The sequence below is a fragment of the Saccharopolyspora gregorii genome, assembly GCF_024734405.1.
GTDB lineage: Bacteria > Actinomycetota > Actinomycetes > Mycobacteriales > Pseudonocardiaceae > Saccharopolyspora_C > Saccharopolyspora_C gregorii.
The window spans coordinates 5064836-5084260 of the sequence record NZ_CP059556.1; the positions used below are offsets into that span (position 1 = coordinate 5064836).

19 protein-coding genes are annotated in these 19425 nt (G+C 73.8%); 5 read left to right on the forward strand and 14 right to left on the reverse strand.

Annotated elements, in window-relative coordinates; all coding sequences use genetic code 11:
- The gene (locus tag H1226_RS21965) at positions 1-2424 is read left to right on the forward strand and encodes an ADP-ribosylglycohydrolase family protein (protein ID WP_224978418.1); all 2424 of its coding nucleotides are present in this window, start codon (positions 1-3) and stop codon (positions 2422-2424) included.
- 75 nt (positions 2425-2499) lie between these two features.
- Complete coding sequence (locus H1226_RS21970) at positions 2500-3273, forward strand: enoyl-CoA hydratase-related protein (protein WP_258342331.1); 774 nt, start codon at positions 2500-2502, stop codon at positions 3271-3273.
- Positions 3274-3283: 10 nt separating this feature from the next.
- On the opposite strand, the gene H1226_RS21975 is transcribed toward H1226_RS21970, so the two are convergent.
- From H1226_RS21975 to H1226_RS22025, 11 genes are all read right to left on the reverse strand, one after another.
- Positions 3284-3646 carry a barstar family protein gene (locus H1226_RS21975; protein WP_224962550.1) on the reverse strand — a complete coding sequence of 121 codons (363 nt, stop codon included), beginning with the start codon at positions 3644-3646 and terminating at the stop codon, positions 3284-3286.
- Between the two features lie 134 nt (positions 3647-3780).
- On the reverse strand, positions 3781-4011 hold the full coding sequence (locus tag H1226_RS21980; RefSeq protein ID WP_224962548.1) for a hypothetical protein: 231 nt from the start codon (positions 4009-4011) through the stop codon (positions 3781-3783).
- On the reverse strand, positions 4008-4226 hold the full coding sequence (locus H1226_RS21985) for a hypothetical protein (protein WP_309148749.1): 219 nt from the start codon (positions 4224-4226) through the stop codon (positions 4008-4010). The genes H1226_RS21980 and H1226_RS21985 overlap by 4 nt, the downstream gene beginning before the upstream one ends.
- A gap of 102 nt (positions 4227-4328) precedes the next feature.
- Positions 4329-5261: a 3-hydroxyisobutyrate dehydrogenase gene (gene mmsB / locus H1226_RS21990; RefSeq protein ID WP_224968500.1), complete on the reverse strand. Its 933-nt coding sequence runs from the start codon at positions 5259-5261 to the stop codon at positions 4329-4331.
- Between the two features lie 54 nt (positions 5262-5315).
- Positions 5316-6362 (reverse strand): enoyl-CoA hydratase/isomerase family protein, encoded by a 1047-nt coding sequence (locus tag H1226_RS21995; RefSeq protein WP_258342333.1) that lies wholly within the window; start codon positions 6360-6362, stop codon positions 5316-5318.
- Positions 6359-7543, reverse strand: coding sequence for an acyl-CoA dehydrogenase family protein (locus tag H1226_RS22000; protein ID WP_258342334.1), 1185 nt, complete (start codon positions 7541-7543; stop codon positions 6359-6361). The genes H1226_RS21995 and H1226_RS22000 overlap by 4 nt, the downstream gene beginning before the upstream one ends.
- 69 nt (positions 7544-7612) lie before the next feature.
- A complete protein-coding gene (locus H1226_RS22005) occupies positions 7613-9112 on the reverse strand; it encodes a CoA-acylating methylmalonate-semialdehyde dehydrogenase (RefSeq protein WP_224962538.1) in 1500 nt (499 codons plus the stop codon).
- Between the two features lie 305 nt (positions 9113-9417).
- The gene (locus tag H1226_RS22010) at positions 9418-11121 is read right to left on the reverse strand and encodes a dihydroxyacetone kinase family protein (protein WP_258342335.1); all 1704 of its coding nucleotides are present in this window, start codon (positions 11119-11121) and stop codon (positions 9418-9420) included.
- Positions 11122-11211: 90 nt separating this feature from the next.
- On the reverse strand, positions 11212-12549 hold the full coding sequence (locus H1226_RS22015; RefSeq protein WP_224960341.1) for a GntP family permease: 1338 nt from the start codon (positions 12547-12549) through the stop codon (positions 11212-11214).
- 100 nt (positions 12550-12649) lie between these two features.
- Positions 12650-13414 (reverse strand): SDR family NAD(P)-dependent oxidoreductase, encoded by a 765-nt coding sequence (locus H1226_RS22020; RefSeq protein WP_224960342.1) that lies wholly within the window; start codon positions 13412-13414, stop codon positions 12650-12652.
- A gap of 177 nt (positions 13415-13591) precedes the next feature.
- Complete coding sequence (locus H1226_RS22025) at positions 13592-14398, reverse strand: sugar phosphate isomerase/epimerase family protein (protein WP_258342336.1); 807 nt, start codon at positions 14396-14398, stop codon at positions 13592-13594.
- 135 nt (positions 14399-14533) lie between these two features.
- On the opposite strand from H1226_RS22025, the gene H1226_RS22030 reads away from it, so the two are divergent.
- Positions 14534-15202, forward strand: coding sequence for a GntR family transcriptional regulator (locus H1226_RS22030; RefSeq protein ID WP_224967933.1), 669 nt, complete (start codon positions 14534-14536; stop codon positions 15200-15202).
- Positions 15203-15260: 58 nt separating this feature from the next.
- On the forward strand, positions 15261-16268 hold the full coding sequence (locus H1226_RS22035) for a methyltransferase (RefSeq protein ID WP_258342337.1): 1008 nt from the start codon (positions 15261-15263) through the stop codon (positions 16266-16268).
- Here H1226_RS22035 and H1226_RS22040 read toward each other — a convergent pair.
- Positions 16243-16875, reverse strand: a complete 633-nt coding sequence (locus H1226_RS22040; RefSeq protein ID WP_258342338.1) for an MOSC domain-containing protein — start codon at positions 16873-16875, stop codon at positions 16243-16245. The two genes, H1226_RS22035 and H1226_RS22040, sit on opposite strands and share 26 nt — an antisense overlap.
- A gap of 90 nt (positions 16876-16965) precedes the next feature.
- A complete protein-coding gene (locus H1226_RS22045; protein WP_258342339.1) occupies positions 16966-18018 on the reverse strand; it encodes a nitronate monooxygenase in 1053 nt (350 codons plus the stop codon).
- 290 nt (positions 18019-18308) lie between these two features.
- On the opposite strand from H1226_RS22045, the gene H1226_RS22050 reads away from it, so the two are divergent.
- The gene (locus tag H1226_RS22050) at positions 18309-18527 is read left to right on the forward strand and encodes a hypothetical protein (protein ID WP_224960352.1); all 219 of its coding nucleotides are present in this window, start codon (positions 18309-18311) and stop codon (positions 18525-18527) included.
- 62 nt (positions 18528-18589) lie between these two features.
- Here H1226_RS22050 and H1226_RS22055 read toward each other — a convergent pair whose 3' ends face one another.
- Positions 18590-19153 carry a Uma2 family endonuclease gene (locus H1226_RS22055; protein WP_258342340.1) on the reverse strand — a complete coding sequence of 188 codons (564 nt, stop codon included), beginning with the start codon at positions 19151-19153 and terminating at the stop codon, positions 18590-18592.
- Positions 19154-19425 lie beyond the last annotated feature (272 nt).

The following is a 19425-nucleotide window of genomic DNA, read 5'->3' on the forward strand; positions in this document are numbered from 1 at the left end:
GTGAAGGATTCTCGCGACGGGCTCACCGAGGCGGAACGGGCGTTGCTGGCGGCGTACCGGGAGCGGCGCCGGGCGGCGGCGCCGGACGCGCCGCCCGCGACCGCCGCGGAGCCCGGCCCGGAATCCGGCGCGCCGCGCACCGGGCCCGCCGACGCGGACGAGCGGGTGCTGCTGGAGCGGTGGCGCTCCTGGCGCGACCGGCCGTTGACCCGGCCGCCGTGGTTCGCCGCGCTGCGCCAGCGCATCGGCACCGACCCGGCACCGCCGGTGCCCGCCACCGGCCTCGCCGACGACTCCGGTTACCGGCCGGACGCGGCGAGCCGGTTCGCCGGGATGCTGCTGGGCGCGGCGAGCGCCGAGCACGCCGCCACCGGCCGGATCGGCGAGCGCACCACGGCACTGCTGTTCGCGCTGGAAGGCGTGATCCGCGCGCACACCGCGCTGCGCGCGCACGGCGCCACCGACCTCACCACGTTCGTCCTCAATGGACTGCAGCGCTGGTTGCACACCCGGGGCGTCCCCTGGCAGGACTGCGTCGCCGAACCCGCGGGCGAACCCGACGGCTGGCTCGTCGAACAGCGGGAACTGCACGGCGACACCGTCGACGACCGGGCGCTGCTGACGGCGCTGACCCGCATCGCCGCCGGGGGCCGCGCCTCCGCGCACGCCGCCGGCGCCGGTGCGGTACCGCTGGGCGCGGTGGCCGCGCTGTGGTCCGGCAGCGAGGTGTTCGGCACCGCCGCGAACCTCGCCGCGCTCACCCACGGCCACCCCGACGGCAACCGCCCCGCCGGGGCGCTCGGCGTCGCGATCTCGTTGCTGCTGCGGGGGAATCCGCTGACCGCAGCCCTGGACGGCGCGCTCGCCGCCTGGGAACCGGCCGACTCCCGGCCCGCGCTGCTCGACCGCGCCCTGCACCTCGGCAGCACCAGCCCCGTCGGGTTCGTCCCGGGCGCCGCGCAGCTCGACGCGATGAGCCCCGGCCGGACCGGCACCGAAGCGCTCGCCGCGGCGCTGCGCATCACCGCCGCCTGCCCCGACGACTTCACCGCCGCCATCGCCGCCGCCACCGACCACGCCGGCGACACCCGCAGCACCGCGGTGCTGTGCGGCCAGCTGCTCGGCGCCGCGCACGGGCCCGCCGCGATCCCCTTACCCGGCACGGGGAAACCGGCCGTGCTCGCCGCGCTCGAACGGCTCGCCGAGGACGCCGCCGCCGAATTCGGCCCTTACCCGGACGAATCCGAGGAATGGCTGCGCCGCTACCCCGTCGGTGCCCCCGCCCACGAACCCGATCGGCGAAGGAGCCTGCACGCCGTGCCCAGACTCGCCGCGTCCAGAGACCGCTTCCTCGGCGCCGTGCTCGGCTGCGCCATCGGCGAAGCCCTCGGCACCCCCGTCGCCGGGGACAGCTGGGACGAGATCCGGGACCGGCACGGGCCGCAGGGCCTGCGCAACTACGTGCCCGCCGGGCACCCCGCGGGCAGGCTCGGCAGCGACACCCAGCTGCTGCTGTTCTCCCTCGAAGGCACCATCCGCGCCGGGGTGAGCCGCCGCAGCGGCGACGTGCCCGACCCGTCGCGGCACATCCAGCACGCCTACCAGCGCTGGCTGCACACCCAGCACCTCAGCTGGGGCCGCGCCGCGGGCGAATTCCTCAAGCACACCCCCGCGCCGGACGGCTGGCTGGTGGGGCACCGCGCGCTGTTCCAGACCCGCAACCCGGGGCGCACCATGATGCGCACGCTCATCGCCTTCGCCAAGGGGCAGCAGCCGATGGGCACCCCGGAACGCCCGGTCAGCGACTCGCAGGGCAGCACCGCGGTGATGCGCGCCGTCCCGGCCGCGCTGTGGAGCTCCGACCCGTCCGAGGTGTTCCGCGTCGGCCAGAACACCGCCGCGCTCACCCACGGCGACCCGGTCGCCTACCTCAGCGCGGGCACCCTCGCCTTCCTGGTGTCCCGGCTGCTCGACGGGCGCGAGCTCGCGGCCGCCGTCGACGAGGCGCTCGACGAGCTCAGCGGGCACCGCGGTCACCAGGACGTCACCCGCAAGGTCTCCGCGGCGGTCCGCTACGCCGCCTCCGCCGAGACCACGCCCACCCACTTGGAGAGCGGGATCGGCAACGGGTGGAGCGCCGCCGACGCGCTCGGCATCGGGCTGTACGCGGCACTCGTCGCCGACGGGGACATCGACGTGGCGCTGCCGCTGGCGGTGAACCACTCCGGCAACTCGGCCACCACCGGCGCGGTCTGCGGCAGCCTCGTCGGCGCCCAGTCCGGGGCGGCGAAGATCCCCGACCGCTGGCGCACCGAACTGGAGCTGCACGACGTCATCGAGCAGCTCGCGCACGACGCGAGCCTCGAATTCGGGCCGCACCCGCCGGAAGCGGCCGACTGGACCACCCGGTACCCGCCCACCTGACGCACCGCCGGGCCCGCCCGGAACCGCTCGTCTCGGCACGCCGGAACGCCCGCGGCAGGCGGTAACGTGCGGCGCATGGCCGACGAACTCGTGCACCGCAGCACCGCATCCGGCGTCGCGACGATCACCCTCGACTCCCCGCACAACCGCAACGCGCTGTCCGCGCAGCTGCGCCGAGAACTCCGCGAGCACTTGGCGGCGGCGCTCGCCGAGGACGCGGTGCGGGTGATCGTGCTCGACCACACCGGGCCGGTGTTCTGCGCCGGGATGGACCTCAAGGAATCCCGGTCCGCCGACGCCGGCGACCAAGGCGTGCGGGAACTCCCCGAACTGCTCGACACCTTGTGGACCAGCCCGAAACCGGTCATCGCCAAGCTCGCGGGACCGGCCAGGGCCGGTGGCGCGGGCATCGTCGCGGCCTGCGACCTGGCGGTCGCCGCCGACACCGCGACGTTCGGGTTCTCCGAAGTCCGCATCGGCGTGGTGCCCGCGGTGATCTCGCTGACCGTGCTGCCCCGGCTGCAGCCGCGCGCCGCGCACGAGCTGTTCCTGACCGGGGAGAACTTCGACGCCGAACGCGCCGTGCGGATCGGGCTGCTCAACTCGGCGGTGCCCGCGGACCGGCTCGACGCCGAGGTCGCCCGCTACGCCGAGATGCTGGCGAAGGGCGCACCGCACGCGCTGGCCGCGACGAAGGCGCTGCTGCGCCGCCCCCGTTCCGCCGACATCGGCGCGGACTTCGACGAGGTGCTGGAGCTCTCCGCCCGGCACTTCGCCTCCGACGAAGGCCAGGAGGGCATCCGGGCCTTCGCCGAGAAGCGCCCCGCCGCCTGGGTCCCGCGGGACTGAGCGCGGGGCTTCAGTCGCGGGTGAGGACGGTGGCGAAGGCGCGGCCGCAGACGGGCTTGCTCGCCGCGTCCCGCAGCACCGTGTTGATCTTCTCGTAGGCCTTGGGGTCGTGCTGCGCCAGGTTCTGCGCCCCGGCCCAGATGAGGACGTGCTCGCCCTCCGGCAGCCAGGACAGGTCGGTCAGGCAGTCGTAGAGCGCGTCCAGGTTGCGCCCCGCCCACTCCGGGAACGACAGCACCGCCGCGATGCCGTCCAGCGCGGTGCGCTTGCTGACCAGATCGCTCCCATCGAGCACGTGCACGGCCGCGCCGCGCCGCTCGGCGTCCTCGGCCGCCGTCTTCGCACTCACTCCAGGCTGCTCCAGCTCGCTCACCGCCGGCTCCTTCCGGAAGACCTGAGGCTTTTTCGTCGCAAACATCCCACTCAACCACACACGTCAACAACCAGGAACAACGTTCGTTCACCGCAATGCCGCGGCGATGCGCCGCGGCCGGGCCGCCCGCGCCATCACGCGGGCGAGGTGGGCGGTCCGCTTCCGGCGGGAGCCCGCCACGGCGCCGCTCCCGAAGAATCCGGCAGAACGGGCACAGCCTGCCACACGGTCGCGGAGCCACCGGCGGGCGGCATCGCCGTGCCGTGCGCCGCGGCTCCCTGCTGCACGAACCAGCCGATGACCACGAGGGCGATCAGCCCGATGAGAGCGACCGTGATGCGCTTGCGCGAGGTCAACCGGTTCATGGCACGTCCGTTCCGCGCGGGGTCCGCACCGGCGGTTCGGCGTCGCGCACGCGCGTCAGCCGTGCGCCGATCCCATCGATGGCCCGGTCGAGGAAGCGCGCCAGGTACCAGCACACCGGCAGCAGCACGACCAGGACCAAGGTCACCAGCAGCGGGTACCAGAGCTGGACGAGCCACAGCTCGACGCCGTCCCACCACTCGAACAGCCAGTCCATCACGAGGCGCCAGAGTACGCCGGGACTCCGCGGCCTTCACCCCGCCCCGGCCCGGCCGCGCGCGCCCGGGAGGCGCGGGCGCGCGGACCGGCCCGCGGAGGCTCAGGAAGTGCCGGTGACCTCGGTCGACGGGTTCTCGGCGCGCTCGGCCGCCGCCGAGCGCTCCCGGATGGAGCGGATGATCGCGCCGAAGTCGTAGCCGCCGCCGCCCTCCTCGTTGAACCGCTGGTACAGCTCGGTCGCCAACCGCCCGATCGCCGCGTCGGTGCCACTCTGCTCGGCCGCGGACTCGGCCAGCTTCAGGTCCTTGAGCATCAGCGCCGCGGAGAAGCCCGGTTCGTAGTCGTGGTCGGCCCGGCTGGTCTCCACCAGGCCCGGGACCGGGCAGTTCGTGGTCAGCGCCCAGCACTGGCCGGTGGAGATCGACGCGACGTCGTAGAGCGCCTGGTTGCTCAGGCCGAGCCGCTCGCCGAGCACGAACGCCTCCCCCACCGCGATCATCGACGCGCCCAGCACCAGGTTGTTGCACATCTTGGTGACCTGGCCGTTGCCCGGGCCACCGCAGTGGATGACCTTGCGGGCCATCGGCGCCAGCAGCGGTTCCGCCCGCTGGAAGTGCTCCTCCGCACCGCCGACCATGAACGTCAGCGTGCCCGCCTCCGCGCCCGCGGTGCCGCCGGAGACCGGGGCGTCCAGCGAGCCGAACCCGGCCGTCCCGGCCAGCGCGTGCGCGGCGCGGGCGTCGGCGACGTCGACCGTGGAGGAGTCGACCAGCAGCGCCCCCGGCTCCACCGCGGGCAGCACCTGCTCGTAGCAGTCCAGCAGGTGCTTGCCGCCCGGCAGCATCGTGATCACCGCTTCGGCGCCGGTCACGGCCTCGACCGCCGAGCCGACCACGGTCACCCCGTTCGCCCGCGCCGCCTCCAGCGCCGCCGGGGCCAGGTCGAACCCGCGCACCACGTGCCCGGCCGCGACCAGGTTCGCCGACATCGGGCCGCCCATGTGGCCCAGCCCGATGAATCCGATGACAGCCATTGTCATTCCCTCCTGCGGGGTGCGGTGGTCGAGCCGGGCCCGGGGCCCGGCGGCTCAGCCGGACAGGCCGAGCTCGCCCTGCTCGAGCGGGGCGAAGAAGCGCTGGACGTGCTCCTCGGTGACCTCGTCCAGGGCGTTCGGCGACCACTTCGGGTCGCGGTCCTTGTCCACGAGGGTGGCGCGCACGCCTTCCACGAAGTCGCCCGCGGTCAGGCAGCGCAGCGCGATCCGGAACTCCTGGTCCAGCGCCGCCTCCAGCGTCTCCGGCCTGCTGCGCAGCGCGCGCAGCGTCACCTTCAGCGAGGTCGGCGACTTCGTCCCGATCGCGGCGGCGGCGTCCGCGGCGGCCTGCTCGGGGCGGGCGCGCAGCCGGGCGAGGATCTCGGCGACGTCGTCGGCCGCGTAGGCCTCGTCGATCCACTCCCGCTGCGCGGCCACCGGCGACTCCGGCGGGGCCGTCGCGAACCTGGCCAGCGCCGCGTCCACGTCACCGCTGGTGAGCGCCTTGACCAGGTCGTCGATGCGCTCGCTGGGCAGGTGGTGGTCGGCCAGGCCGAGCGCCACCGCGTCCGCGCCGCCGATCGGCGCACCGGTCAACGCCAGGTGCGTGCCCAGCTCACCGGGGGCGTGCGAGAGCAGGAAGGTGCCGCCGACGTCGGGCACGAAACCGATGCCGACCTCCGGCATGCCGACCTTGGAGCGCTCGGTGACGACCCGGTGCGAACCGTGCGCGGAGATGCCGACGCCGCCGCCCATGCACACCCCGTCCATCAGCCCCACCACGGGCTTCGGGTAGTGCGCGAGCATCGAGTTGAGCCGGTACTCCTCGCTCCAGAACGCGGTCGGGAGCTCCGCGTCCCCGGCCTTCGCCGCGTCGTGCAGCGCCCGGATGTCGCCGCCCGCGCACAGCCCGCGCTCGCCTGCGCCCTCGACGAGCACCGCCCGCACCTGCTCGTCGGTGCGCCACCGCCGCAGCGCTGCGGTCATCTCGCGCACCATCTCCAGGGTGAGCGAGTTGATCGCCTTGGGGCGGTTGAGGGTGATGCGTCCGAGCGCGCCCTCGACGCTGAGCAGAACCTGCTCCGGGGCGGGTGTTGTCATGATGCCGACTCCAGCAGTCCACGGGAAATGATCAGTCGCATGATCTCGTTGGTGCCTTCGAGGATCTGGTGCACCCGCAGGTCGCGAACGATCTTCTCGAGGCCGTACTCGGCAAGGTATCCGTATCCGCCGTGGATCTGAAGCGCCTCGTTCGCCACGGTGAAGCCCACGTCGGTCGCGAGCCGCTTGGCCATCGCGCACAGCCGGGTCGCGTCCGGGTCGCGGGCGTCCAGCGCCCACGCCGCGCGCCACAGCAGCATCCGGGCGGCCTCCAGCTCGGTGGCCATGTCGGCGAGCTTGAACTGCAGCGCCTGGAACTCGCTGAGCTTGGCGCCGAACGCGGTGCGCTCCCGCACGTAGCCGAGGCTGCGGTCCAGCGCGTCCCGCGCCCCGCCGAGCGAGCAGGCCGCGATGCTGAGCCTGCCGCCGTCCAGCCCGGCCATCGCGATCTTGAACCCGATGCCTTCGGGACCGAGTCGCTGCGCCGCGGGCACCCGCACGCCGTCGAGCACGACCTGCCGGGTGGGCTGCGCGTTCCAGCCCATCTTCCGCTCGTTCGGGCCGAACGAGAGCCCGGCGGCGTCGCCCTCGACGATGAACGTGGAGATGCCCTTCGCCCCGTCCTCGCCGGTGCGCGCCATCACCACGTACACGTCCGAGCTGCCGCCGCCGGAGATGAACTGCTTCACCCCGGTCAGCAGGTAGTCGTCGCCGTCGCGCACCGCGCGGGTCCGCAGCGCCGCCGCGTCCGACCCCGCCTCCGGTTCGGTGAGGCAGTAGCTGGCGCGGGCGGTCAGCGAGCACAGCGGCGGCAGCCAGCGGGCGCGCTGCTCGTCGTCGCCGAAGCGGTCGATCATCCCGGCGACCATGTTGTGGATCGACAGGTACGCCGCCACGGACGGGTCGCCCGCGGCGAGCTCCTCGAAGATGAGCGCCGAGTCGAACCGGCCCAGGCCGGTGCCGCCGCAGGCCTCGTCGACGTAGACGCCGCCGATGCCGAGCTCGCCCGCGGCGCGCAGCACGTCGACCGGGAAGTGCTTGTCCTGGTCCCACTGCACGGCGTGCGGGGCGAGCTGCTCGGCCGCGAACTCGCGGGCCAGCTGCTGGATGGCCCGCTGGTCCTCGGTCAGCGCGAACGGGGACACCACGCCGGAGGGGCCGGGAACCGCTGCTACCGACACGTCCACTCCTCACCTTCGAGAGTCCGGTCCCGGGCGGGCGCACCGCGGTGGCCCGCCCGGGGCGCGGGGTCAGTTCATCGTGGGGATGGTGAAGCTGGCGCCTTCCTTGAGCCCGGAGGGCCAGCGGGAGGTCACCGTCTTCGTCTTCGTGTAGAACTTGATCGAGTCCGGCCCGTGCTGGTTGAGGTCGCCGAATCCGGACCGCTTCCAGCCGCCGAACGTGTGGTAGGCGATCGGCACCGGGATCGGCACGTTCACCCCGACCATGCCGGTGTTCACCCGGCTGACGAACTCGCGCGCCGCGTCGCCGTCCCTGGTGAAGATCGCGACGCCGTTGCCGTACTCGTTCTCGCTGGGCAGCCGCACCGCCTCCTCGTAGTCCGCGGCGCGCACCACCGACAGCACCGGGCCGAAGATCTCCTCGCGGTAGATCCGCATGTCCGGGGTGACGTGGTCGAACAGCGAGGCGCCCGCGAAGAACCCGTCCTCGTGGCCCTCCAAGGCGAACCCGCGGCCGTCGACGAGCAGCGACGCGCCCTCCTCGACCCCGGCGGCGACGAGCTCGTCCACCCGCTGCAGCGCCTGCCTGGTCACCAGCGGCCCGAAGTCGGCATCCGCGTCGAAGCTGGTGCCGATCTTGAGCTTGCGCACCCGCTCCACGAGCTTCTCCACCAGCGCGTCCGCGGTCGCCTCGCCGACCGGCACCGCCACCGAGATCGCCATGCACCGCTCGCCCGCCGAGCCGTAGCCCGCGCCGACCAGCGCGTCCACCGCCTGGTCCAGGTCCGCGTCCGGCATCACGATCATGTGGTTCTTGGCGCCGCCGAAGCACTGCGCGCGCTTGCCGTGCGCGGCGGCGGTCGCGTAGATGTACTCGGCGATCGAGGAGGAGCCGACGAACCCGACGGCCTCGATCCGCGGGTCGGTGAGCACCGCGTCCACCGCGACCTTGTCGCCGTTGACCACGTTGAGCACGCCCGGGGGCAGGCCCGCCTCCACGAACAGCTCGGCCAGCCGCAGCGGCACCGACGGGTCCCGCTCGGAGGGCTTGAGCACGAAGGAGTTGCCCGCCGCGATCGCCGGAGCGGCCTTCCACAGCGGGATCATCGCGGGGAAGTTGAACGGCGTGATGCCCGCGACCACACCCAGCGGCTGGCGCAGCGAGTACACGTCGATGCCGGTGCCCGCGTTCTCGCTGTACTCGCCCTTGAGCAGGTGCGGCACGCCGACCGCGAACTCGACGACCTCCAGGCCGCGCTGGATGTCGCCCTTGGCGTCGGCGACGGTCTTGCCGTGCTCGGCGGAGAGCAGCCGGGCCAGCGAGTCCATCTCCTCGCCGACCAGCTGCAGGAAGCGCATCAGCACCCGGGCTCGCTTCTGCGGGTTCTGCGCGGCCCACGCCGGCTGGGCCTCGGCCGCGTTCGCGACCGCGGCGGCGACCTCCTCGGCGGAGGCGAGCGGCACCTTGGCCTGCACCCCGCCGGTGTTCGGGTCGAACACGTCACCGAAGTTCCCGGAGGTACCGGCGACCCGTTCGCCGCCGATGAAGTGCTCCAACTCCTGGGACATACCGCACCGCACCTTTCGCCGTTCGCACCGTTGATCCCGGCCTGCCCGCATCGGCCACCGCTACCGCCGGCCGACTCATCCAGTCGGCTTTTAGTCGGGCTTCCAACCTTCGGTGACCCAATCATCAGCGTAGCCGGTGCGGCCGCAACAGGTGCCGCAGATCACAGCGTTCGAACGGGTGAAGCATCGGCCGGGCGGGGCGAGGGCGGTCCACGGCGGGGCCGGTTCCGTTCCCGGCGGACGCCGCTCCCGGGCCGTGCTGTTCCCGGGCGGTGCTGATCCCGGGCGGTGCCGCTCCGGCCGCGTCACTCCCGGTCGGACCGCACCGCCGTCGCGATCGTCTCCGCGACCAGCGCGAACGACAGCGCCCCCGCATCCGGCGTGCCCAGGCCCCGTTCCGCGTTCTCCCGCGCCCGCCCCGCCTTCGGCCGCAGCGACGCCGTCCCGGCCGCCGCCCGCCGCGCCGCCGTCGCCGCCCGCGCCCACGAGCCCGACTCGGCGAACTCCGCGGCGAACGGCGCGATCGCGTCCACCATCGTCTTGTCCCCCGGCCGCGCACCGCCGGTGCGCACGATCGACTCCGCGAACGCCGCCACCCCCGCGGCCAGCTCCGCCGCCGTCGGCGCGCGCTCGTCGGAGAGCTCGCCCGCGAACGCCCGCAACCCGGTGCCCCACAGCACGCCCGAGGTACCGCCCGCCCGCCCGGCCCAGGCGCTGCCCGCCCGCGCCAACGTCGACCGCACCCCCGCACCGGCCCGCACCGCCAGCGCCGCCGCCTCGTGCGCGGCCGCGGTCCCGCGCACCATGCCGCGACCGTGCCCGCCGTCCGCGACCACCGCGTCGACCCGGCCCAGCTCACCGGCGTGCTCCTCGACGGCCCGGCGCACCGCGCCGAACACCGCCACCAGGGCCGCCGCGGTCTCCCGCGAATGCGCGCCGGTGCCGGGGTACTCGGCCCCGCGGGCGAGCCGTTCGAGCACCGCCGAGGGGGCCGAAGGGGCCGGGACCCGGCGGCGGACGCGCTTGCCGTACGCGGGCGTGTCGGCGGAGGCGCGCCAGAACCGCTCCAGCTCCGCGTCCAGCCAGCTCAGCGTGAGCGAGACGCCCGCCATGTCCAGGCTCGTCACCAGTTCACCGGCCTCCGGCTCCACCGGTTCCAACCCGGCGCCGCGCAGCCGCCGCGCCACGTCGTTCCACAGCACGAACAGCTCCTCGCGGCCGGTGCTGCCCAGCCCGTTGAGCAGGACGCCGACCCGGGAACCGGCATCGGCCGGGGCCTCGGCCAGCAGACCGTCCACCAGGAGCTCCGCGAGCCGGTCGGCCGACGGGAGGTCCAACTCGGAGGAACCGGGCTCGCCGTGGATGCCCAGCCCCAGGCCCATCTTCCCGGCCGGCACCTCGAACAGCGGCTCGCGCCCGCCGGGCAAGGTGCAGCCCTCGAAGGCGACGCCCAAGCTGCGGGTGCGGTCGTCGGCCAGCCGCGCGGCCCGCTCCACCTCGTCGAGCGCCAGCCCCTCCTCCGCGGCCGCGCCCGCCACCTTGAACACCGCGAACGCACCCGCGATCCCCCGCCGCGCCGACCTCAGCCCGGCGGGCGCCGAGGCCACGTCGTCGGTGACCACCGCGGTGCGGCAGTCGATGCCGTCCAGCCGCAACCGCTCCTGCGCGGCACCGAACCCGGCACCGTCTCCCGCGTAGTTGCCGAGGACGAACAGCACCCCGGCACCGCAGTGCACCGCGCGGGCGACCGACAGCACCGCCCGCGGCGACGGCGGGGCGAACACGCCGCCCACCACGGCACCATCGGCGAAACCCGGCCCGACCAAGCCGAAGAACGCCGGGTAGTGCCCGGCTCCGCCGCCGACGACCACCGCCACCTTGCCCTCGTCCGCGGGCACCGCCCGCACCACGCCGCCCTCGACCCGGCGCACCTGATCCGCGTGCAGATCGCAGAACCCGGCGAGCGCGTCCTCGGCGAACGAGGCCGGGTCGTCGAACAAGCGCGTCATCGTTCCCTCACTGGGTCACCGGCGGGCGCTCCCGCGCCGGCTACCAGGGTGCGGTGCGCGGACACCGCCGCGCCGGATGACCTTCCCGCCTCACAGCACCAGGTCCGCGGCCAGCACCAGCAGCAGCGCCACCACCGACATGATCGACTGCGCGACCGTGTACACCTGGAACGCGCCGCGGGTGGACAGGCCCAGCATGGTGCGGAACATCCAGAAGGTGTTGTCGCTGACGTGCCCGCCGAAGCTCGCCCCCGCCGCCGCGGCCAGCGCCACCAGCACCGCGGGGGTGTCCAGACCGCCCACCACCGGCGCCAGCAGGGTCGCCGCCGTGATCGCCGCGACCGAACCCGAACCCTGCGCCAGCCGCAGCAGCGCCGCCACCAGCCACGCCAGCAGCAGCGGCGAAGCGCTGCCCGCGTGGAACATCCCGGAGACCACGTCGCCCACGCCGGTCCTGCTGATCACCTCGCCGAGCGACCCCGCCACGCCGGTGAACAGCAGGATCGTGCCGCTCGTGGACGCACCCCTCGTCAGCGCCCGCTCCACGGCATCGCGGGACAGCGTCCACGCGGTCAGCGCGCACCCGATCAGCAGACCGATCAGCAGCGCCACCACCGGATCCGCCAGGAACGAGATCCAGCCGATAGCCGCGCCCGCCGTCTCCGTCACCGTGCCCAGCACGATCAGCGCCAGCGGCACCAGCACCGGCAGCACCAGCACGACCAGCGGCAGGGTGCGGCGTGGCGATTCCTCCGGGGCCACGTCCATGCCCTGGAACCCGTCCCCGGCCGACGCCTCGTCCTTGGCCGGGTCCCAGGTGCGGCGCATCAACCTGCCGTGCAGGAACACCGAGATGATGATCGCGAGCACCCCGATCCCGATGCCGCACACCAACATCGCGCCCAACCCGACGCCGAGCGAGCCGCTGACCGCCAGCGCCGCCGCTCCCGGCAACACCATCAGCAGGCCCACCTCCAGGCCGATCGCCAGCGAACCGCCGACGGCGGCCACGCTCGCCCCGGTGCGCGCCGCCACCGAGCGGGCGATCGGCGCCAGCATCACCAGCGCCACGTCGAAGTAGATCGCCGGGAACACGACACCGGAGGACAGGCCCAGCGCGTACGGCGACCGGGACTTCCCGAACGCCTTCAGGAACAGCTCGACGATGCGCTGCAACGTCCCCGTCGCCGACAGCAGCGATCCGAGCAGCACGCCGAACCCGATGATCAGGCCGACCTCCGCCATCAGACCGCCGAAGCCGTCCGTGACGGCCTTCGCCGTGCCCTCGAACCCGAGGCCGGTGGCCAGCCCCAGGTACAGCGAGCCGAGCACCAGCACGATGACCGGGTTGAGCCGCGCCCCGACGATCAGGGCGACGATGCCGACGACCGCGATCGTCGTGTGCAGCAGCAGGAGGGAGGGGGCCATGTTCGCTCCGTGATCCTCGTCGTTGAGGCGGTGCCGCGGGCGGGACGTGAGCTTCCACGAGCACGTCCCCGCACGTCGCGGCGGGTCGGTCCGGGACGCGTCAGTTGATGTGCGAGCCACCGTTGATGTCGAAGGTGGCGCCGGTGATGTAGCCGACGTCCTCCCCGGCCAGGAACGCGATCGTCGCGGCGACGTCGCCGGTCCGGCCGTTGCGGCCCACCGGCACGTCGGCGATCAGCTCCTCCTTGCGCTCCCCGGTGAGCAGGCCACCGGTGATGTCGGTGTCGATCAGCCCGGGGGTGACGGCGTTGACGACCACCCCGTTCGGCCCGACCTCCCTGGCCAGCGCCCTGGTGAGGCCGAGCACGGCGGCCTTCGCCGCGGAGTAGTGCGAGCCGCCGAACACGCCGCCGCCGCGCTGCGCGCTGACCGAGGACACGTTGACGATGCGGCCGTAGCCCCGCTCGACCAGGCCGGGCAGCACCCGCTGGGTCACCAGGTACGTGCCGGTGACGTTGACCTTGAACACCAGGTCCCACTCGGCGGGCGCGATGTCCAGGAAGCGGGTCGGCCGGGTGATGCCCGCGTTGTTGACCAGCGCGGCGATCGGGGGCAGCTCCGAGTTCTCGACGGCGGTGACCGCGGCGTCCACCGAGTCCTGGTCGGTGACGTCGGCCCGCACGCCCAGGGCGCGCACGCCGTGCTCGGCCGCGACCAGCGAGGCCGTGGCCTCGGCGGCGGCGCCGTCGAGGTCCAGCACGGCGATGTCGAAACCGGCGGCGGCCAGCCTGCGGGCGGTCTCCCGGCCGATGCCGCGCTCCGAGCCGGCTCCGGTGATCAGGGCGGTGCGGGCGGTGTCGGACATGCGGGTCCTCCTGAGTTCGGTCCGGTGCGGCGCCGGGGCCGGTGCCGCGAGTCGTGGGTGCCGCTCGTGCGGCGGGGGGTCGCAGGTGGAGATGGGTTGCCGCGCGTTGCGGCGGATCGGGACGGGGTGCCACGAGTCGTTGCCGGGCGCCCGCCGCGTGGTGGCTCGGTGCCGCGGTCAGAGCAGCGCGGTGATCGCGTCCTTCGCGGCGGCGGCCGCGGCGGGGCGTTCCTGCTCGCGCACGTCGTGCGTTTCGAGTTCCAGCACGTACCGGCCGCCGTAGCCGGCCTTCCGCAGCGCCCGGACCACCCCGGCGAAGTCGGCGCGGCCGCGGCCGATGCTGAGGTTGATGTCGCCGGGCTCGGCGTCGCGCAGGTGCACGTGCTCGATGCGCTCGGCGAAGTCCCCGGCGAACGCGACCTCGTCGAAACCGCCCGCCACCACGTGGCTGACGTCGAACACGAACCCGGCCGACTCGGCGGGAACTCGCTCCAGCAGCGCGGCCGCGCGGTCCGCGGTGTGGCAGAAGCGGAAGTGGTGCAGCCCTTCGACCAGCAGCCGCACCCCGTGCTCCGCCGCGAGGTCGCCGAGCGAGCGCAGGCCGCGCGCGATCCGGTCGAGGTCGGTCCGCTCGTCCGCGAACGGCTCCCGCTGCTGCGCGCCGCAGGGCACGATGACCGCCGCGTCCAGCTCGGCCGCGAGCTCCACGAGCCCCCGCCCGGCGGTGAGCAGGTCCCGCTCGTCGAGCCGCGGATCGTTGAGCGGGCCGGGGTCGACGTTGATCGCCCAGGTGCGCAGCCCGGAACCCCGCACGAGCTCCACGAGGTCGTCCACGGGCCCGGTCAGCGGAGTGGGGATGTGGTCGCACACGCCGGGCAGGCCGCCGAGGTCGATGCCGTCGAAGCCGAGTTCGCGGATGGTCACGAGCGCCTCGGCCACCGGCAGCCGCCGGAACGAGATCGTCGAACAGCCCAGCTCCGGCATCTGCCTCACTCCTTCGTGCGTCAGGTAGCGCACAGTTAACGACGCGTTGAGTCGACTGTCAACAGTCGACCGTTATTCGCCGACCCGGCCGTGGACTACGATGTGCGGGTCAGCGAGCAGAGAGGCGATCCACTGGTGTCCCTGGATGTTCCGGCGCTCGGCGGCGTCGACCGGCAGACCCTGCGCGAGCAGTCGCTGCGCAAGCTGCGCGAGGCGATCAGCAGCGGGCAACTCGAACCCGGCAGGCGACTGATCGAGACCGAGCTCAGCGAAGCGCTCTCCGTTTCCCGCGGGACCCTGCGCGAAGCCCTCCGCCACCTCGTGCAGGAAGGGCTCGTCGTCGCCGACGAACGCGGCAAGCTGCTGGTGCGAGCTCTCAGCGGCGCCGAGGTGCGGGACATCTTCGCGGTGCGCGCCGCCCTCGAATCGCTGGCCGTGGAGACGCTGTGCGGCGCCGACGACCGCGCCGCGATCGTCGGCGAACTGCGCGCGGCCGTCGACCGGCTGCGCGACCTCGGCCAGGACATGGCCGCGCTGGTCGAGGCGGACCTCGCCTTCCACCAGCGGATGTGCGAGCTCACCGGCAACGCCGCGCTCGTGCAGTCCTGGCAGCACATCTCCGGGCTGACCCGCGCGACCATCGTGCGCTCCGGCCCGGAGCTGGCGGTGCGGAACATGGCCTGGCAGCGGCACTCGCCGATCGTCGACGCCATCGAAGCGGGCGACTCCACCCGGGCCCGCGAAGTCGTGCGCGAACACATGCAGGAGACCGCCGAGCGGATCGTGGCGGTGCTGCGGGACTGAGGGGCGCGTTCCCCGCGCCCCCCCTGCCGGTGACCGCCGCTGCGCCTATCCTCCCGGCATGGCTCCAGAGCCGGTGGACGTCTGGGCGATGGCCGACCTGGTCACGCCCTTCGCCGTGCGCACCGCCGCCACGCTGCGCCTGGCCGACATCGTCCAGGACGGCGAGCTCCCGCTCGACGAGATCGCGAAGCGGTCCGGAGCCGAGGCCGACCCGCTCGGCAGGGTGCTGCGGTACCTGGTGCGGCGCGGGTTGTTCACCGAGCCGGAACCGGACGTCTTCGGCCCCAACGAGGCCTCCCGCGCCCTCCAGGCCGACGCCCCGGGCGGCAGCCGCGAATGGCTCGACCTGGACGGCGCCGTCGGCCGCGCCGACCTGGCCTTCGTGGAACTCGTCGAGCAGGTCCGCGGCCACCACGCCGCTTATCCCGCCGCGTTCGGCCGCTCCTTCCGGGAGGACCTCGCGCACGACCCGCAGCTGTCGGACTCCTTCGACGACCTGATGGAGACCAAGTCCGACGAGCTGGCCCCGGCCATCGCCGCGGCGGTCCCCTGGGAGCGGTTCGGGCGGGTGACCGACGTGGGCGGTGGCAAGGGCGTGCTGCTCGCCGAACTCCTGGAACGGCACCCGGACCTGCTCGGGACGCTGGTGGACCTGTCCGGCCCCGCCGGAACCGCGGAGGGGTACCTGGAGTCGCGCGGGGTGCGCGATCGCGCCGAGGTCGTCGTCGGCGACTTCTTCGACCCGCTACCGCCGGGAGCCGACGCCTACGTGCTGTGCGACGTCCTCGGGGATTGGGAGGACGCGGACGCGGTGCGGCTGCTCGGCCGGTGCGCCGAAGCCGCCGGCGCGGACGGCCGGGAGGGCAGCGTGCTCATCATCGAACTCCTGCCGGACCAGGACGGCGAGTTCACCGAGATGGACCTGCGGATGATGGTCTACGTCGGTGGCCGGATGCGCGACCTCGACCGCACCGAGCGCATCGTCGGCGCGGCCGGGCTGTTCATCGCCTCCGTCACCATGCTCGACGACGGTCACGGCGTCATCGAATGCCTTCCGGACCGGTGAGCTCGGCGAGCCCGAGCTTGGCCCGCAACTTTTCCGGCAGGTCGGCGGCGGCCGCGACCACGTGCTCGCGGCGGTCCCGGTCACCCAGGTTCAGCGCGAGCACGTCGGCGACGGTCACCGCGTGCTCCGGCCTGCTGAGCACGTCGACCGGATCACCCGCGGTGATCTCCCCCGGCTGCTCCACCGCCAGGTAGGCGCCGGGGCGACCGACCGCCGCGAACCGCTTCACCAGGCCCTTGACCTCCCAGAACCCCGCGAACACCCGGCACGGGTCGCGCGGTGCGGTCACCCGCAGCACCGCACCGCCGATCCGCCAGCGCTCCCCCACCAGGGCGGTGCTCGCGTCGCAGCCGACCAGGCTCAGGTTCTCCCCCGCGTTGCCGGGCACCAGTTCCCTGCCCAGTTCCGCCGACCAGAACCGCAGGTCCTCGACGTCGAAGGCGTAGGCCGCCTGGTACCAGGCGCCGTGGTGCTTGCGGTCCACCACGGCGTCGCCGTGCACACCGCTCCCGGTGAACCGCACCGGCCCCGGCACCGGTCGCTTGTCGATGCCGGTGCTGCCCATCCGGCCCGTCCACTCGCCGGTCCGCAGGACCGCGATGTTCACTGACTGCACATGGCCCACCCGGTCAACCTATGTTCGTCCCCGGCTCCGGCGCACGAGGTTTTCCGCCACACGGCCGAGCGGACCGGCAGTTCAGCGCAGGCGGGCACCCGCGGCATCGAGCGCGGTCCGAGCCTGCTCGACGAGTTCGCGGACGAGTTCGGCGGCGGGCCGCGGTGTCGCCTGCGCGTAGGTCTGCCCCGCCCACAGCGACATCGCCTCCGGGTCGTCGGCGCGCCCGGCCGCGCCGCGCACCGGCTTGGTCAGGTGGTGCAGCTGCGGGTAGGCGGCCGGGGCGTGCGGCCCGTGCTCCCGCAGGAAGCGGTTGACCAGACCCCGCGCCGGACGCCCGCTGAACGCCCTGGTGATCGCGGTGCTCCTGGTGCCCGCCGCGAGCTCGGCGCGCTGGGTCGGCGCGGTGCCCGCTTCCGCCGACACCAGGAATGCGGTGCCGAGCTGCGCGGCCACCGCGCCGGCCGAGAGCACCGCCGCCAGATCCGCGCCCGTCACGACACCCCCGGCGCCGACCAGCGGCAGGTCGACCGCCCCGGAGATCGTGCGCAGCGCGCCCAGCAGCCCGTACGGCTCCCCGCCCGCGGGCGAGTCCGGATCGTCCTCGAACACGCCGCGGTGCCCACCCGCTTCGGAGCCCTGCACGCACAGCAGGTCGGCCCCGACCTCGGCGGCCAGCCGCGCCTCGTCCGGTGTCGTGACGGTGCAGACCACCTGCGCGCCGACCTCGTGCAACCGGTCCACTGTGGACTTCTCCGGGCGCCCGAAGGTGAACGACACCACCGGAACCCGTTCGTCGATCACCAGCTCCACCTTGGCCTGGTACAGGTCGTCGTCCCAGTGACCGGACCCGGCCTGCACGCCGTAGCGCTCGGCCTCGGCCGCCACCCGCTCCCGGTACTCCGCCAGGTCCAGGTCCCGCCGCGGGCCGGGCACGAACAGGTTCACGCCGAAGGGTTCCGAGCTGAGCTCGCGCACCCGCCGGATCTGCCCCGCCAGGTCGTCTTCTGCGAGGTAGCCCGCGGCCAGGAAACCGAATCCGCCCGCACCGCCGACCGCGGCCACCAGTTCGGGCGTGGAGATCCCGCCCGCCATCGGCGCCGCGATCACCGGTGCGTTCCGCTGCTCGATCATGTCCCGGACCCTAGTGACGGCCCAGATCACGCGCGAGTGGCGCGCTCCGCCGGGTCGGACGGATCACACCTCCTCCCACCTGTTCGCATTCCGGCCGTCCGGCCCGGGAATCCGGGTGGTCCCGGATCGAGGCGTTCCCGCGCCACCACCGAAGGTCTGCGACCCGCGCCACGAGTGCGCCGGGCGTGTACCGAACGCGAAAACGAGCTGTGAACGACCTTGCCCGCGGCCGCCCCGGCGGCGAATCTCTTGGCACAGCAAGCGATCGAGCACGAGAACGGGTGATCCTCATGAACACGACCGCCGAACAGACCACCGCCGCCGAGCCCCGCTCGCACGTCCGCCGCATCGCGTTCGCCGCGATTGCGGTGCCCGCGCTGATGGTCGGGCTGGCGCTGCCCGCGAACGCCGCGGAGCTCACCCCGATCGCCGAAGCCCTGGACACGACCGTGGCCGCCACGCTGTCCTCGCTGGGCGCCGCGCTGGACGCGCTGGGCCTGGCGGCCTGACCCGGAGCCCGGCCGCCCGGCGCGTGGGCGGCCGGGCACCGCGAGCCCCCGGGCACCGGTCCTCATGGCCGCAACCCCGCCACCAGGTCGGCGGGGGTCAACTTGACCGGGAACGGCTGCTGCACCTCGAACACCTCGTCCTCACGCGCGCGGGCGATCCGCTGGTACCCGGACCCGCCCACCAGCTCCCACGCGGTGATCGACGGCTCCTCCAGGTCCGGGTCCACCAGCCAGAAGAACCGAGCGCCCAACCGCGCGTAGACCGCCTTCTTCAACGTCGAGTCCTTGATCCTGCTGCTCGCCGAGACCACCTCGACCGCCAGCACCGGGGCGGTGGGCAGGTTCCGCAGCGTCAGGTCGTCGTGGCGGGCCACCAGGACGTCCGGCCGCAGCTCGGTGAACGGGTCCGGGCGCACCGCGAACGGCGCGGGCAGCACCCGGTACTCCGCGGTGCAGGCGATGTGCAGCTGCGAGGCCAGCTCCACCACCGCCGCCTGGTGCGGCCAGCCGGGCAGCGCGCTCACCATCAGCTCACCGTCGACCAGCTCGTACCTGCGGCCGTCCTCCGGGGAACCGTCCAGGTCGTGCACGCTGAACGGCCGTCCCGCCCCCGTCTCGATCCGCATGATCGCCACCTCTTCCCGCTCGTCGCTGCGCCCCGGCGGCACGAGCGCCACCGGAACCGGTCTGCGATGAAGAGGGGCCAACCCGCCGTTCTGATACAGCGCTCACCGGAAGGTGTGAAAACGCAGTGGGCGGGAGCCCCCGTTCGGGGACTCCCGCCCACTCGCACCATTGCGATCACGCACACCCCGCCACAGGGCCGCTGGTGCGTCTGAGATGAGCGCTCCCGCGACGAGCGCTCAGCCGTGCTGCCGGGTGGGGAACGCGGTTCCGG